This window comes from Halomonas sp. TH-94 (genome assembly GCF_057473365.1).
Genome location: NZ_JBYCKL010000040.1, coordinates 1 through 14,077 on the forward strand (window position 1 = coordinate 1; position 14,077 = coordinate 14,077).

12 protein-coding genes and 3 tRNA genes are annotated in these 14,077 nt (G+C 62.6%); 3 read left to right on the top strand and 12 right to left on the bottom strand.

The window, feature by feature from the left end; genetic code table 11:
* Nucleotides 1-5: 5 nt before the first annotated feature.
* From lon to AC2VNO_RS07750, 7 genes are all read right to left on the bottom strand, one after another.
* Nucleotides 6-2,411, bottom strand: coding sequence for an endopeptidase La (gene lon, locus AC2VNO_RS07720; RefSeq protein ID WP_486933589.1), 2,406 nt, complete (start codon nt 2,409-2,411; stop codon nt 6-8).
* A gap of 147 nt (nt 2,412-2,558) precedes the next feature.
* Nucleotides 2,559-3,836 carry an ATP-dependent Clp protease ATP-binding subunit ClpX gene (gene clpX / locus AC2VNO_RS07725; RefSeq protein ID WP_486933590.1) on the bottom strand — a complete coding sequence of 426 codons (1,278 nt, stop codon included), beginning with the start codon at nt 3,834-3,836 and terminating at the stop codon, nt 2,559-2,561.
* Between the two features lie 77 nt (nt 3,837-3,913).
* A complete protein-coding gene (gene clpP / locus AC2VNO_RS07730; protein WP_228576980.1) occupies nt 3,914-4,534 on the bottom strand; it encodes an ATP-dependent Clp endopeptidase proteolytic subunit ClpP in 621 nt (206 codons plus the stop codon).
* A gap of 93 nt (nt 4,535-4,627) precedes the next feature.
* Entirely contained in the window at nt 4,628-5,986 is a 1,359-nt protein-coding gene (gene tig, locus AC2VNO_RS07735; protein ID WP_486933591.1) for a trigger factor, read from the bottom strand.
* Between the two features lie 272 nt (nt 5,987-6,258).
* Nucleotides 6,259-6,333 (bottom strand) — tRNA-His (locus tag AC2VNO_RS07740).
* 45 nt (nt 6,334-6,378) lie between these two features.
* Nucleotides 6,379-6,455 (bottom strand) — tRNA-Arg (locus AC2VNO_RS07745).
* 67 nt (nt 6,456-6,522) lie between these two features.
* A tRNA-Pro gene (locus tag AC2VNO_RS07750) sits at nt 6,523-6,599 on the bottom strand.
* A 211-nt stretch (nt 6,600-6,810) separates the two neighbouring features.
* On the opposite strand from AC2VNO_RS07750, the gene folD reads away from it, so the two are divergent.
* A complete protein-coding gene (gene folD, locus AC2VNO_RS07755; protein WP_486933592.1) occupies nt 6,811-7,689 on the top strand; it encodes a bifunctional methylenetetrahydrofolate dehydrogenase/methenyltetrahydrofolate cyclohydrolase FolD in 879 nt (292 codons plus the stop codon).
* 93 nt (nt 7,690-7,782) lie between these two features.
* The gene (gene mtnN / locus AC2VNO_RS07760) at nt 7,783-8,523 is read left to right on the top strand and encodes a 5'-methylthioadenosine/S-adenosylhomocysteine nucleosidase (protein ID WP_228576974.1); all 741 of its coding nucleotides are present in this window, start codon (nt 7,783-7,785) and stop codon (nt 8,521-8,523) included.
* 78 nt (nt 8,524-8,601) lie between these two features.
* Here the strand turns inward: mtnN and pyrC are convergent, their stop codons facing one another.
* Complete coding sequence (pyrC, locus tag AC2VNO_RS07765) at nt 8,602-9,639, bottom strand: dihydroorotase (protein WP_486933593.1); 1,038 nt, start codon at nt 9,637-9,639, stop codon at nt 8,602-8,604.
* A gap of 171 nt (nt 9,640-9,810) precedes the next feature.
* Between pyrC and AC2VNO_RS07770 the strand changes: the two genes are divergently transcribed.
* Nucleotides 9,811-10,236 carry a hypothetical protein gene (locus AC2VNO_RS07770; RefSeq protein ID WP_486933594.1) on the top strand — a complete coding sequence of 142 codons (426 nt, stop codon included), beginning with the start codon at nt 9,811-9,813 and terminating at the stop codon, nt 10,234-10,236.
* A gap of 45 nt (nt 10,237-10,281) precedes the next feature.
* Here AC2VNO_RS07770 and AC2VNO_RS07775 read toward each other — a convergent pair whose 3' ends face one another.
* From AC2VNO_RS07775 to AC2VNO_RS07790, 4 genes are all read right to left on the bottom strand, one after another.
* A complete protein-coding gene (locus AC2VNO_RS07775; RefSeq protein ID WP_486933595.1) occupies nt 10,282-11,526 on the bottom strand; it encodes an NAD(P)/FAD-dependent oxidoreductase in 1,245 nt (414 codons plus the stop codon).
* Nucleotides 11,527-11,666: 140 nt separating this feature from the next.
* The gene (locus tag AC2VNO_RS07780) at nt 11,667-12,122 is read right to left on the bottom strand and encodes a tellurite resistance TerB family protein (RefSeq protein ID WP_486933596.1); all 456 of its coding nucleotides are present in this window, start codon (nt 12,120-12,122) and stop codon (nt 11,667-11,669) included.
* Nucleotides 12,123-12,201: 79 nt separating this feature from the next.
* The gene (locus AC2VNO_RS07785) at nt 12,202-13,497 is read right to left on the bottom strand and encodes a TRAP transporter large permease (protein WP_486933597.1); all 1,296 of its coding nucleotides are present in this window, start codon (nt 13,495-13,497) and stop codon (nt 12,202-12,204) included.
* A complete protein-coding gene (locus AC2VNO_RS07790) occupies nt 13,497-14,039 on the bottom strand; it encodes a TRAP transporter small permease (protein WP_486933598.1) in 543 nt (180 codons plus the stop codon). The genes AC2VNO_RS07785 and AC2VNO_RS07790 overlap by 1 nt, the downstream gene beginning before the upstream one ends.
* Nucleotides 14,040-14,077: the final 38 nt, after the last annotated feature.

Sequence of the window (14,077 nt, forward strand, 5' to 3'; positions counted from 1 at the left end):
TATCATTAATGTGTACTGATCATCGTTGAAGAAGAGGCCGAATCTTCCGTTCGGGATTCTTCACCGCTGGTGTCGGGATTTTTCGACAACGCCGACGCCAGTACCTCATCAATCCATCGGACAGGCCGGATCTCCAGCGCGTCCTTGATGTTATCCGGAACCTCTTTGAGGTCGCGGCGGTTCTCTTCCGGAATAAGCACAATCTTTATACCACCGCGCCGTGCCGCCAGCAATTTCTCCTTCAGCCCGCCGATCGGCATCACCTCGCCGCGCAGGTTCACCTCGCCGGTCATGGCCAGATCACAGCGTATCGGTCGCCCGGTATAGGCAGACACCATGGCAGTCACCATGGCGATGCCGGCACTGGGGCCATCCTTGGGCGTCGCACCTTCCGGTACGTGGATGTGCAGGTCCTCCTTCTCGAAGCGCTCGGGATCGATACCCAGCGCCTCAGCACGCGCACGCACCACGGTGTGTGCCGCACTGACGGATTCCTTCATGACATCGCCCAGGGAGCCGGTCTTGTTGATTCGCCCCTTCCCAGGAGTGACCACCGACTCGATGTTGAGCAGCTCGCCGCCCACCGAGGTCCAGGCGAGCCCGGTGACACGGCCGATCTGGTCCTCCTTGTCGGCCAGGCCGTAGCTGTAGCGGCGCACGCCGGCGTAGGTCTCTATCTCGCTTGCCGCAAGCAATACCGGCGCCTGGGCCCCCTTGCCCTCGTCCTCGAGGCGCTTGCGCAGCACCTTGCGACACACCTTGGCAATCTGACGCTCCAGCTCGCGCACACCCGCCTCGCGGGTGTAGTAGCGAATCAGCTCCAGCAGCGACTCATCGGAGAAGCTCAGCTCCTCATCCTTGAAGCCGGTGGCCTCGAGCTGCTTGGGTACCAGGTAGCGACGGGCGATGGCGAGTTTCTCGTCTTCGGTGTAGCCCGGCAGACGAATGACCTCCATGCGATCGAGCAGAGGTCCGGGGATGTTCATCGAATTGGCGGTACAGATGAACATCACCTCCGAAAGATCGTAGTCCAGCTCCAGGTAATGGTCGTTGAACTTGTCGTTCTGCTCCGGATCGAGCACCTCCAGCAGCGCCGAGGCAGGATCGCCACGGTGGTCCATTCCGATCTTGTCGACCTCGTCGAGCAGGAACAGCGGATTCTTGACCCCCGCCTTGCTCATACGCTGGATCAGCTTACCGGGCAGCGAGCCGATATAGGTACGACGGTGGCCACGAATTTCCGACTCGTCGCGAACGCCACCCAGGGCCAGACGCACGTACTTGCGGTTGGTGGCACGGGCGATCGACTGGCCCAGCGATGTCTTGCCAACGCCGGGCGGGCCGACCAGACACAGCACGGGACCCTTGAGCTTCTTGACGCGCTTTTGCACGGCGAGGTACTCGAGGATGCGCTCCTTGACCTCTTCGAGACCGTAGTGATCCTCGTCGAGCACCTTGTGGGCGTGCAGCAAGTCATGCTTGACCCGGGTACGCTTCTTCCACGGCACCCCCACCATCCAGTCGAGGTAGGAGCGCACCACGGTGGCTTCGGCGGAGCTCGGGGACATCATCTTGAGCTTGCCCAGCTCCTGCAGCGCCTTGTCGCGAGCCTCCTTGGGCATGCCCGACTCTTCGATGGCCATTTCGTACTTCTCGGCCTCGTTGGGCACGTTCTCGAGCTCGCCCATCTCCTTCTGTATGGCCTTCATCTGCTCGTTGAGATAGTACTCGCGCTGCGACTTCTCCATCTGGTCCTTGACCCGGGAGCGGATGCGCTTTTCCACCTGCAACAGATCGATCTCGGACTCGATCAGTGCCATCAAGTGCTCGATACGATCACGCACGCGATCCATTTCCAGGAGCTGCTGCTTGTCCTGAATCTTGAGAGAAAGGTGTGCGCACACGGTGTCAACCAGCCGACTGGGATCCTCGATTCCGGACAGCGAATTGAGCACCTCGTTGGGCACCTTCTTGGACAGCTTCACATACTGCTCGAATTGATTGAGCAGCACTCTGACCAAGGCTTCCTGTTCACGTTCGGACAAGGGCTCGCTGTCGCGCAGCACCGCTTCCGCCATGCTGTGCCCCTGGTCGGCGTGATGCACTTCTTGCACATTGGCTCGCGAGACGCCTTCGATCAGCACCTTGACGGTGCCGTCGGGCAGCTTAAGCAGTTGCATGATCTCGGCAACGGTCCCGATGGTGAACAGATCATCGGTGCCGGGGTCATCCTGTCCGGCCTCACGTTGCGCCACCAGCAGTACACGCTTGTCGGCAGCCATCGCGGCATCGAGCGCCTGAATCGACTTCTCGCGCCCGACGAAAAGGGGGATCACCATCTGCGGGTAGACGACCACGTCGCGCAGTGGCAGGAGGGGCAGACTCAGAGTCTGAACGGCGTTCTGCTGCATCGCAGACGGTCCTCAACGGAAATCGGTGAATACAGGGGGAGTTGGGGGCTAGGCGCCCAGATTACAAGGGCGGCAGCGCCGACAAGCAAAGGGGCCGCCCGAGCGACCCCTTTTCGTCATGGGCAAAACGGCATCTGCCGTTCGGCCTCAGCCATCGGTACCGTCGACCCGCTGATCCTGCTGCGAATAGATCAGCAGCGGCTCGCTGTCGCCGGCAATGACGGTGGCGTCGATGACAACCTTGGACACCCCCTCCATGGAAGGAATTTCGTACATGGTGTCGAGCAGCACCGACTCCAGGATGGAGCGCAGCCCGCGTGCGCCGGTCTTGCGCGTCATGGCCTTGACCGCCACTGCACGCAGCGCGTCCTCCCGGAACTCGAGTTCAACGCCCTCCATGTCGAACAGGCGGGCATACTGCTTGACCAGCGAGTTCTTGGGCTCGGTGAGGATTTGGATCAACGCCTCCTCGTTGAGCTCGGTCAGGGTGGCGATGACCGGCAGGCGCCCGACGAACTCGGGAATCAGGCCGAACTTGACCAGATCCTCCGGCTCGACGTCGGCGAGCAGATCGCCAACACCTTTGGTTTCATCCTTGCTCTTCACCACGGCGCTGAAGCCGATGCCGCCCTTCTCGGCGCGATCACGGATGACCTTGTCGAGTCCGGCGAAGGCACCACCCACGATGAACAGGATGTTGCCGGTGTCCACCTGCAGGAACTCCTGCTGCGGATGCTTGCGCCCGCCCTGGGGAGGCACGGATGCCGTGGTGCCCTCGATCAGCTTCAGCAGGGCCTGCTGCACCCCCTCACCCGACACGTCTCGAGTGATCGAGGGGTTGTCCGACTTGCGCGAGATCTTGTCGATCTCGTCGATGTAGACGATGCCGCGCTGGGCCTTCTCCACATCGTAGTCGCACTTCTGCAACAGCTTCTGAATGATGTTCTCGACGTCCTCACCGACGTAGCCCGCTTCGGTGAGCGTGGTTGCATCGGCAATGGTGAAGGGAACGTTGAGCAGTCTTGCCATGGTCTCGGCCAGCAGGGTCTTGCCGCTGCCGGTGGGACCGATGAGCAGGATGTTCGACTTGCCGAGTTCGACGTCGTCGCCCTTCAGGCCTGCACGCAGGCGCTTGTAATGATTGTAAACGGCCACGGAAAGCACCGTCTTGGCGCGATCCTGTCCGATGACGTACTCATCCAGGGTGCGACGAATTTCGCGGGGAACGGGCAGACGCTCCTCATCGCTCTCGGCATCGGCATCGAGAACTTCCTCGCGAATGATGTCGTTGCACAGGTCGACACACTCGTCGCAGATATAGACGGACGGGCCTGCAATCAGCTTGCGTACCTCATTCTGATTCTTGCCACAGAAGGAGCAGTAAAGCAGCTTGCCGCCTTCGTCCTTGCCTTTGCCGTCGGCCATTCGCGTACCTCTGTCACTTCGGCGGCCAGGTGGGCCGCCGCTAATCACGTATATGATGCGTGTCTGAATTCACGCTATCAGGATGTGGGCCGCTTATCCAGTACGGCATCTATGAGACCGTATTCCGCTGCCTGAGTGCCGCTCATGAAGTTGTCACGATCGGTATCCCGAGCAATCGTCTCCATATCCTGGCCGGTATGATGGGCAAGGATACGATTGAGCTTGTCCCGGATGCCCAGAATCTCGCGGGTGTGAATCTCGATATCGGCCGCCTGACCCTGGTAGCCGCCCAGCGGCTGGTGGATCATCATTCGCGAGTGCGGCAGTGAATAGCGCTTACCGGCCGCGCCGCCGGCAAGCAGTAGCGCACCCATGCTGGCCGCCTGACCGATACACACGGTCGAGACGTCGGGCTTGATGAACTGCATGGTGTCGTAGATGGACATCCCGGCAGTCACCGCCCCACCGGGCGAGTTGATGTAGAGATGGATGTCCTTGTCCGGGTTCTCGGATTCAAGAAACAACAGCTGCGCCACGATCAGGTTGGCCATGTGGTCTTCAACCGGCCCCACCAGAAAGATCACACGCTCCTTCAGCAGCCTGGAGTAGATATCATAGGCGCGCTCACCGCGTGCGCTCTGTTCTACTACCATCGGCACCAGGCCGCCGGCGTTCTGGGTCTCGAACTCGTTGCTCATCAGTGTGATGTCCTTGCATCCGATGAATGGGGGCGACTCCATCCGCCGGCCGCTCTCTCAGTGGCCGGCGAATGAAGGCAGGCGTGGCGCGAATCAGCTCTTGGCTTCTTCCTCGCCTTCCTCGGCAGCGCCCTCTTCAGCCTGCTCGCTCTGCTGTGCAGCGGCAAGCGCCTGCTGGTAGCTCATTTCCACATCTTTGACAGTCGCCTGTTCCAGCAGCTTGTCGACGGCCTTCTCCTCGAGGATGGCCGACTTGACCTGAGTCTTCAGCTGGTCGTTGTTCATGTAGTAGTCAACGACCTGCTGCGGCTCCTGGTACTGCTCGGCAAGCTCCTCGACCTTGGCACGAATTTCGTCGTCGGTAGCATCGAGCTCGTTCGACTTGATCACCTCGGCCAGCAGCAGGCCGACCTGGACCCGGCTCTTGGCTTGCTCGGAGAACAGCTCGTTGGGCAGCTGGGAGACGTCGAAGTCCTCGCCCAGGCCGAACTGCTGTGCCGCCTGGCGCTTGAGCGCATCGGTTTCCTGCTGAACCAGCGACTGAGGCACCGGGATGTCGTTGGCCTTCTTCAGCGCTTCCAACACCTGCTGCTTGACCCGGTTGTCGACCGCCTGCTTGGCCTCGCGGGCCATGTTCTTCTTAACTTCGGCACGGAATTTTTCGATGTCGCCATCTTCGACGCCGAAGCGCTTGATGAAGGCCTCGTCGATTTCCGGCAGGGCCTGACCCTTGACCGCATGGACCTTGACCTTGAAGGTCGCTTCCTGGCCCGCAAGATGCTCGGCCTGATAGTCCTCGGGGAAGGTGACCTTGATCTCCTTCTCATCACCCGCCTTGGCACCGGCGAGCTGGTCTTCGAAGCCGGGAATGAAGTTGCCGGAACCGAGCACCAGGTCGTGCCCTTCGGCGCTGCCGCCTTCGAACGGCTCGTCGCCAAGGAAGCCCTGGAAGTCGATCTTCACCTGATCGCCCTCTTCAGCGGCGCGGTCGACTTCCTCCCAGGAAGCATTCTGCTTGCGCAGGGTCTCGACCATCTCTTCGAGATCGGTGTCGCTCACCTCGACTGCAGGGCGCTCGACCTCGGTGCCTTCGATCGAGGCCAGCTCGACCTCGGGATAGACTTCGAGGGAAGCCACGAACTCGAGATCCTTGCCGGCCTCGTCGACCTTGGGCTCGATGCTCGGGAATCCGGCCGGGTTGAGGTTCTGCTCGGTGATGGCACGCACATAGCGCTCACGCATCAGCTCGCCCACGACCTCGTCGCGCACGCCGCGACCGTAACGCTGGCGCACCACGGTCATGGGAACCCGGCCTTTACGGAAACCGTTGAGACGAATGTTCTTCGCCGTGTCCTTGAGGCGGGCCTCGACGGCCTCATCGACCTCGGCGGCCGGCACTTGGAACGTGACACGGCGCTCGATCTGGGAGGTCGTTTCGACGGAAACTTGCATGAATGGTCCTCTACCGACTGGGGCGTTCTTGGGAAGCGTGAATGTAAAAGAGAGATTCTAAGAATCCCGCCCTACGCTGGCAAGCGTTAAGCCCATTGAATGGGGGCACTCCGGGCATTTTACAAGGGTATGCGGTACCGATACCGATACGACTCAGCCTCGGAGACGGTTGATACGCACGACGGCGCACCTGACCACTCCAGATCGCATGACAGACTGCATGCAGGATGGCATGTCGATGAGAAGTCGGCGCGAGAAGAAAAGAGGTGCAATGGGGTGGATGATGGGGATCGAACCCACGACCACCGGAGCCACAATCCGGGGCTCTACCACTGAGCTACATCCACCATATCGACATCGTTCGAACCGGAATCCAGCTGCGTGCGCCAGATTGGCACGCCCAGCAGGACTCGAACCTGCAACCTACGGCTTAGAAGGCCGTTGCTCTATCCGGTTGAGCTATGGGCGCATTCTACGTTCCATGGCGTCTGACCGCAACCCTGCTGAACCATTTCCTCAGCACAAACAAAAGGTTGTGGTCGGGGTGGAGGGATTCGAACCCCCGACATCCTGCTCCCAAAGCAGGCGCGCTACCAGACTGCGCTACACCCCGCCGGCCTTCGCACGGCCCTCGACACCCGCTACAGGGCCTCGTCGAGCGCTGCGTATTCTACGCGAGAATCTTCCGTGGTCAATAGCTTCCTGACATATCGAGGCTTTTGCGCTTTGCCTTGGCGGCGCGGCGTGCGAAAATCGGCCCCCGTCGAGAATCCGAAGCCGGCCCTGCCAGCGACGCTCACACCACTCACCACAGGGGAGATACGATGACTGCCCGACTCATCGATGGCAAGGCCATAGCCGCCCAGGTCCGCGAACAGGTTGCACGCCAGGTCGAGGTGCGCCGCCGCGAGGGCAAGCGCATACCAGGCCTGGCTGTCGTTCTGGTGGGCGACGATCCGGCTTCCCACGTGTACGTGAGCAACAAGCACCGGGCCTGCGATCAGGCCGGCATACTCTCTTTTCAGCATGCCCTGCCCAGCGATACCAGCCAGCAAGCGCTGGAGCAGTTGATCGACGAGCTGAATGACGACCCGAGCGTCGACGGCATCCTGCTGCAGCTGCCGTTGCCGGCCCACCTCGACTCGCGCCCGATCCTGGAACGCATCCTGCCGCACAAGGACGTGGATGGCTTTCACCCGTACAACCTTGGCCGGCTGGCCCAGCGGCTCCCCGTCCTGCGTCCCTGCACCCCCAAGGGCATCATGACCCTGCTGCAGGCCAGCGGGCTCAAGGTACGCGGTCTGGACGCCACCGTGGTCGGCGCATCGAACATCGTCGGACGCCCCATGGCGCTCGAGCTGATGCTCGCCGGCTGCACCACCACCGTGTGCCATCGCTTCACCCGCGACCTGGAAACGCACGTGCGTCGCGCCGAGCTGCTGGTGGTCGCGGTAGGCAAGCCGGGGCTGGTCAAGGGCGAATGGGTGCGCGATGGCGCGATTGTCATCGACGTAGGCATCAATCGCGAGGAGGAGGGTCGCCTGGTCGGCGACGTGGAGTTCGCCCCGGCCGCGGAGCGCGCCGCCTGGATCACGCCAGTGCCGGGCGGGGTGGGCCCGATGACCGTCGCCTCGCTGCTGGAGAACACGCTCTATGCAGCGGAACGGCACGATGCCATGGAACTGGAAATCACGCCGTCCTGACAGCGGAGCACCGCTCGGCTAGAATGCGCCCTCCCAGGTAGACGCACTTACGCCTTGGCGGCACGGTCGCCCAATCGGAGCAAACAACACGAAATGAAACGCATCGGCATCATTGGCGCCATGGCTCAGGAAGTCGCCTACCTGGCATCGCAGCTGGAAGACCGCCGTACCCGCACCCACGTCGGCTGTACCTTCCATCATGGCAAGCTGCACGGGGTTGACGTGATCATCCTGCAGTCCGGCATCGGCAAGGTCAACGCCGCCATCGGCACCACCCTGCTGCTCGACGTCTATCACCCCGAAGCCATCATCAATACCGGCTCGGCAGGTGGTTTCGGCGAGGGCCTGGAAGTCGGCGATGTAGTGGTTTCAAGCGAGGTACGCCACCACGACGTGGACGCCGTGGTGTTTGGCTACGAGCACGGCCAGGTGCCGCAGATGCCTGCCGCCTATCTACCCGATGCCCGCCTGGTGACGCTGGCCCGGGAGTGCGTCGAGGAGCTGGGCGAGGTCAAGGTGGTGGAAGGCCTGATCGCTACCGGCGACGTGTTCATGGCCTGTCCGGAGCTGGTCACCAAAACCCGCTCGCGCTTCCCGACCATGCTGGCCGCCGAGATGGAGGCCGCCGCCATCGCCCAGACCTGCCATCTCTACGGCTGTCCGTTCGTGGTGGTGCGCTCGCTGTCCGACATCGTCGGAGGTGGCGACAATCACATTTCGTTCGAGCAGTTCCTGGAGAAAGCCGCCGCCCATTCGGCCCGCATGGTCGAGCGCATGGTGGCCCGGCTCGCCGGGACTGCGCCCTGCCCCGATCTGGAGCTTGCGGCGAGCTGAGCCCGCCCTCCACTCGACCATGAAAAACCAGAACGGCCGCCTTTAAGGCGGCCGTTCTGTATGGCGTCGAGCGGAGGTTCAGTCGCGAAGCTTCCAAGTAACGGCTTCTCCCGCCTTGAGCGGCACGATGTGCTGCCCGCCCGCATAAGGCAAGACATCGGGCATCGTCCACTCCTCGCGCACCAGGGTGATGGTGTCGAGATTACGCGGCAAGCGGTAGAAGTCAGGGCCATGATGGCTGGCGAACCCCTCCAGCCGGCTCAGGGCGCCGACCTGCTCGAAGGCCATGGCGTAGAGTTCGATCGCCGCCGGCGCGGTATAGGCTCCGGCACAGCCGCAGGCCGACTCCTTGTCGCCCTGAGCGTGGGGGGCGCTGTCGGTACCGAGGAAGAACTTGGCGCTGCCCGAGGTAGCCGCCTCCAACAGCGCCTCGCGATGGCGTTCGCGCTTGAGGATCGGCAGGCAGTAGTAATGCGGACGAATGCCACCGACCAGCATGTGGTTGCGGTTGTAAAGCAGGTGGTGTGCGGTGATCGTCGCTCCCACGTTGGCCGGTGCCTGAGAGACGAATTCGACAGCGTCGGCGGTCGTGATGTGCTCGAATACGACGTTGAGATCGGGATGCCGCTCTAGCAGAGGCTTCATGATCCGCTCGATGAATACCGCCTCGCGATCGAAGATATCGATCTCGGCATCGGTGACTTCGCCATGAACCAGTAGCGGCAGCCCCAGGCGTGCCATGGCGGCAATGGCCGCCTCGCAGTGCGCCAAGTCGGTGACGCCGGAGTCGGAATTGGTCGTTGCCCCGGCGGGATAGAGCTTCACTGCCTGCACCAGACCGCTTTCCACGGCGCGCTCGATCTCGTCCGCCGGTGTCTTGTCGGTGAGATAAAGTGTCATCAGCGGCTCGAAGGCGGAGCCCTCGGGGCGCGCCGCCAGGATTCGCTCCCGGTAGCTGCGAGCCTGCTCGGTAGTGGTGACCGGCGGCTTGAGATTGGGCATGACGATCGCCCGCCCCATCTGGCGCGCCGTGGCGGGGACCACGGCCGCAAGCGCTTCACCGTCGCGCAGGTGGAGATGCCAGTCATCGGGTCGGGTCAGGGTGATAGCGGTCACGGCGTATCCTGTCGTTCAGCATGAGTGTCGACGCCAGAGTATACCGGAAGCCTTGGCCGAATTGCCCAGGCTCGACACGCTTGCCCCTCGGCAAGTAAATTGCCACAGCGGCAGCAACACTGGCCGTTTTACCGTATCATCGACGCCGTTTTTCCGTGAGAGTCGCTGCCAATGCCTCGGGTTCGTCACTACGCCGATATCGTCGCCATTCTGGCCGGATTGATGTGGATCGTGTTCTTCTGGTCGATCGGCATCTCGGCCAGTATCGACAGCGTCGAGCCGACCCTGGCAGCGTTGCTTGCCCTGGGCACCATGGTTCTGGTCAGCTTCGTGCACCGCCCGTTTCGGATACACCTGAGCCGCTACCACGTGCGCAAGCGGCGCACCGAAATGTGGATGCACATCCTGGCGCTGCCCATGGCACTGGTTCTGGTGCTTGGCGTGCTCATCGAGACCCTGTTCGCTCCCATGAGCGGCCAGCAGAAGATGCTACTGTTCAACGTGCTCGCAACGGCCGGCTGGGTGGTCTACGTGATGACCCTGGTGATGAAGTTCATTCATCACCTATGGCGCAGACGACGCTCCCGGGCTGAGTGACGGCTCGATGAACAAGCCTTTCGAAGTGACGATTCCGCACTCCGCTTAGAAGCGATCGGCACGAAACGGTGTCAGATCAACGGCTGTCGGCTCCCCTGCCATCATCTCCGCCAGCACGCGCCCCGTGGCCGGCCCCATGGTGAAGCCCTGGTGGCCATGCCCGAAAGCCAGCCATAGCCCGGGATGGCGAGGCGCCGGCCCGATAACGGGCTTCATGTCGGGAAGGCACGGCCGCGCGCCCTTCCACGGCTCCGCCTCGAGCCGCTCGCCCAAGGCTGGATAGATATCCCTTGCGCAACGTTCGGCGGCAGCCAGTTGACCATGAGCGGGTGGCGCATCGAGACGGGCGAGCTCGGCGCCAGTGGTCAGGCGTATACCGGCCCGCATCGGCGCCAGGATATAGCCGATATCGGCGTCGGCCAGCCAATGGTTGAGACGCTTACCTTCCGCGGCGCCATAGTGCATGTGGTAACCGCGCTTGACGAAGGTAGGCAGGTGGTAACCCAGCTCCTTCAGCCAGCCTCCCGCCCAGGGGCCCAGCGCCACCACCACATCCTGGGTTTCGTGTCCGCCCTGGTCGGTGTCGACGCGCCAGCCGGACCCGATCCGGCTGACTCCCTTCACCTCGGCCTGAAGGAACTCACCACCCAGCTGCTCGAAACTTCGAGCATAAGCGGCAACCAGGCCACCGGGATCGGCCACGCTCCATGAATTGGTCCAGTGAATGGCACCTGCCAGACCGGCACTCAATTCAGGCTCCTTGCTTGAAAGCCCTTTGCCGTCGAGCAAGTCATGCGTCACGCCGAAGCGATTGGCGGCGTCTTCGGCCTCGCCTGCCCGTCGATCGAGCTCTGCCTGGCTGCGGTGGACTTCGAGCCAGCCCTCCTTGCCGATCAGCTCACTCGCACCCGCCGCCTCGATCATGGGCGCATGTTCCTGGGTGGAGAGAGCGATGAGCGAGGCGTACTCGGGCACGATATGCGCATAGCGATGCGGAGCGGAGTGTCGCCAATAACCGAAAAGCGGCCCGGCGAATTGCAGTACACCGCTCCACTGGTAGCGTATGTCGACCCGTCGGTTGGGCAGAGAACTCAGCAACTTGCCGAATTCGCGAGGGAAGGTGTAGGGGCGTACCGCCTCGCGCTGAATCAGCCCGCCATTGCCATAGGAAGTTTCCTGCCCGGGGGGACGGCGATCCACCAGCAGCACCGAACGTCCGCGACGGGCCAGGTGCCAGGCAATGGAAACGCCGACCATGCCGGCTCCCAGGACGACGGTTTCACGAGACATGCAACTCCCCCTATGCGCTTGCGCAGCCGGCCCTGCCGGAACGAGCGGCCTAGTCTACCAGCACGTCTTAGCGGCTGCCGCGCCAAACCCTTGCACTGCTGTCGCAGATCAAACCCTTGGCCCGGCAGCCGTTCCGTCGGTTAGCCCGTTTTGCCCTGGACCTGGAGCTTGGTGCGGATGAAATCGGAGTGGCTGACATGCAGGAGGTCCGCAAGGCGCCGGATACGGTGCTCTTCGAGCGCATTGTGGTTGGCATCGGCATTGGCCAGAAGCCACATCATGCGTACCAGTTCGCAGCGCTGCGCGTAATCGTAATGCTGCTTGATCAGGCTGACGAACTGATAGTGATCCACCGAATTCTCCACTTCGTCCCGGGCCATCTCCATCAGCTCCTCCACTGCCTCGGCGGAGAGCTGGAAGTGCGCCATGAGAAGGTCGCGCAGAGCGTCGAGCTGTGCTTCATCGGTGTGGTAGTCGGCGCGCATCACCTCACACAGCAGCGCGGCAGTGGCACGCTCGAGGGTTGGCGCCGGATCGTCCGAGCGCTCGGGCTCGGCCAGGGCCTGTTGGAAGAAACGCTGGATGGTGTCGAGCATGGCGATTCCCTTGCGATGGTAGCGCTTGTGACCCGTAACGGCCTCGGGTGTTCCCCGCGAGGCCGCTTCTCCTGTCGGTTCAGTAGCCCATCAGCCGCGGCAGCCAGGTGACCAGAGCCGGGATGGCGATCAGGATCAGAATGGTCAGCAGGATCGGAATCAGGAACGGCAGGATCGCCACCACGATCTGCGAGTAGCGTAGCCGCGTGATTCCCACCATCAGGAACAGCACGGTGCCGAAAGGGGGCGTGATGACGCCTACCGACAGGGTGATCACCATGACGATACCGAAGTGAATCGGATCGAGGCCGGCAGCCAGCGCAGCGGGCACCACGATGGGAGTGAAGATCAAGATGCTTTCGATCACCGACATGAAGCAACCGATCAGCAGAAAGAACAGCGCAAAGGCCAGCAACAGGACGATAGTCGGCATGTCGATGCCCGCCACTTGACCCGCCAGCGCCTGAGGAATGCCGATGCGCACCAGGATCCAGCCGTAGAAGCTCGACACGGCGATGATCAGCAGAATGGCGGCGCTGAACATCAGGGAGCGCCGGAAAGCCTGGAACAGATCGCGCAAGGAGAGATCGCGGTAGACCACGCCACCCAGCACCACCGCATAGAGCGATGCGATCGCACCCGCCTCGGTGGGCGTGAACAGCCCCGTCCAGATACCCCCGACGATGATGGCCGGCATGAACAACGGCAGAATGGCGCGCCTGCCGGTCCGCAGCACTTCCTTGCCATCGAAAGGCACCGGGGGCGGCATCGTCACGCGCTTGCCGGCACCTAGCACGACGGTCATGCCCATGAACATCAGCGCCATCAGGATACCCGGCACCAGCCCCGCCATGAACAGCGCGCCGATACTGACATTCGCCAGCCAGCCGTATACCACGAGTGCGATGCTCGGCGGCAGGATCGGCCCGATGACGCTCGACGCCGCCGTGATGCCTGCCGAGTAGCCGAGGTCGTAGCCCCGCTCCTTCATGGCTTTTATTTCGATGCTGCCAAGACCGGCGGCATCCGCCACCGCGGTGCCCGACATGGTGGCGAAGATCGAGCTGGCAACCACGTTGGCATGCCCCAGGCCACCCTTGGTGAAGCCCACCAGGGCGGTGGCGAAATCGAAGATCCGGGTGGTGGTCGACCCCGTGTTCATGATGTTGGCGGCCAGGATGAAGAGCGGGATCGCCAACAGCGTGAAGTTGTTGAGCGTCTGCACCATGCGCAGCGACATCAGCTCCACCGGCAAGCCGCCGGCGCCGGTCACCGCCAGGGCGATGAACGAGGTGATGCCGATGGCCACCACCACCGGCAGGCCAATGGCCATCAACAGCAAGAGTCCTCCGACGAAGACCATGAGCTCCTGCATCAGCTCGCCTCCTGCTCGGCGCGAAGGGTGTCCTGCCATGCCACCGGACCGCGCAGCGTCTGCCACAGGGCCAGTACGGCCATGCCGGCAAACGCGATGAAAATGCCGTAGTAGAGGTAGCTGAAGCTGATCCCGAGGGACACGGTGCGATTGTTGGCACTGGCCACGGACATGGTCAGTGCGCCATAGGCCGCAAGCGTGAAGAAGCCACATGAGAGCAGCGCCACCAGGCGATACTGAATGCCGCGTGCCAAGCTACCCAGGCGATGACTGAACAGGTCCACCACCAGATGCTCGAAGCGCACCCAGGCGGACAGCGAGCCGAAGGCCACCGCATAGATGGCAAGCATCGATGCGACCTCTTCGGTCCAGGGCATGCCCAGCCCGATCAAGTCCCTGGCCACGACGGCCGAAACGATCAGCACCAGCACCCCGGCAAGCAGCGCGACACCAACGCTATCGCAGACCAGGGTCACGGCCCGCAGCAGATAGTAGGCGACACGGTCCAGCCCGCCCGAAGGCGGCGTGGGGATAGACGTCAAGGTTGCTCTCCTCAAGGCAGAAAACGTCAGCGGCGTCC

Bases quoted from the DNA above. Each gene is read 5' to 3' on its own strand.
- lon (WP_486933589.1), bottom strand. From the start codon at position 2,411: ATGCAGCAGAACGCCGTTCAGACTCTGAGTCTGCCCCTCCTGCCACTG.
- folD (WP_486933592.1), top strand. From the start codon at position 6,811: ATGACTGCCCGACTCATCGATGGCAAGGCCATAGCCGCCCAGGTCCGC.
- AC2VNO_RS07775 (WP_486933595.1), bottom strand. From the start codon at position 11,526: ATGTCTCGTGAAACCGTCGTCCTGGGAGCCGGCATGGTCGGCGTTTCC.
- AC2VNO_RS07770 (WP_486933594.1), top strand. From the start codon at position 9,811: ATGCCTCGGGTTCGTCACTACGCCGATATCGTCGCCATTCTGGCCGGA.
- AC2VNO_RS07780 (WP_486933596.1), bottom strand. From the start codon at position 12,122: ATGCTCGACACCATCCAGCGTTTCTTCCAACAGGCCCTGGCCGAGCCC.
- tig (WP_486933591.1), bottom strand. From the start codon at position 5,986: ATGCAAGTTTCCGTCGAAACGACCTCCCAGATCGAGCGCCGTGTCACG.
- clpP (WP_228576980.1), bottom strand. From the start codon at position 4,534: ATGAGCAACGAGTTCGAGACCCAGAACGCCGGCGGCCTGGTGCCGATG.
- AC2VNO_RS07785 (WP_486933597.1), bottom strand. From the start codon at position 13,497: ATGCAGGAGCTCATGGTCTTCGTCGGAGGACTCTTGCTGTTGATGGCC.
- clpX (WP_486933590.1), bottom strand. From the start codon at position 3,836: ATGGCCGACGGCAAAGGCAAGGACGAAGGCGGCAAGCTGCTTTACTGC.
- mtnN (WP_228576974.1), top strand. From the start codon at position 7,783: ATGAAACGCATCGGCATCATTGGCGCCATGGCTCAGGAAGTCGCCTAC.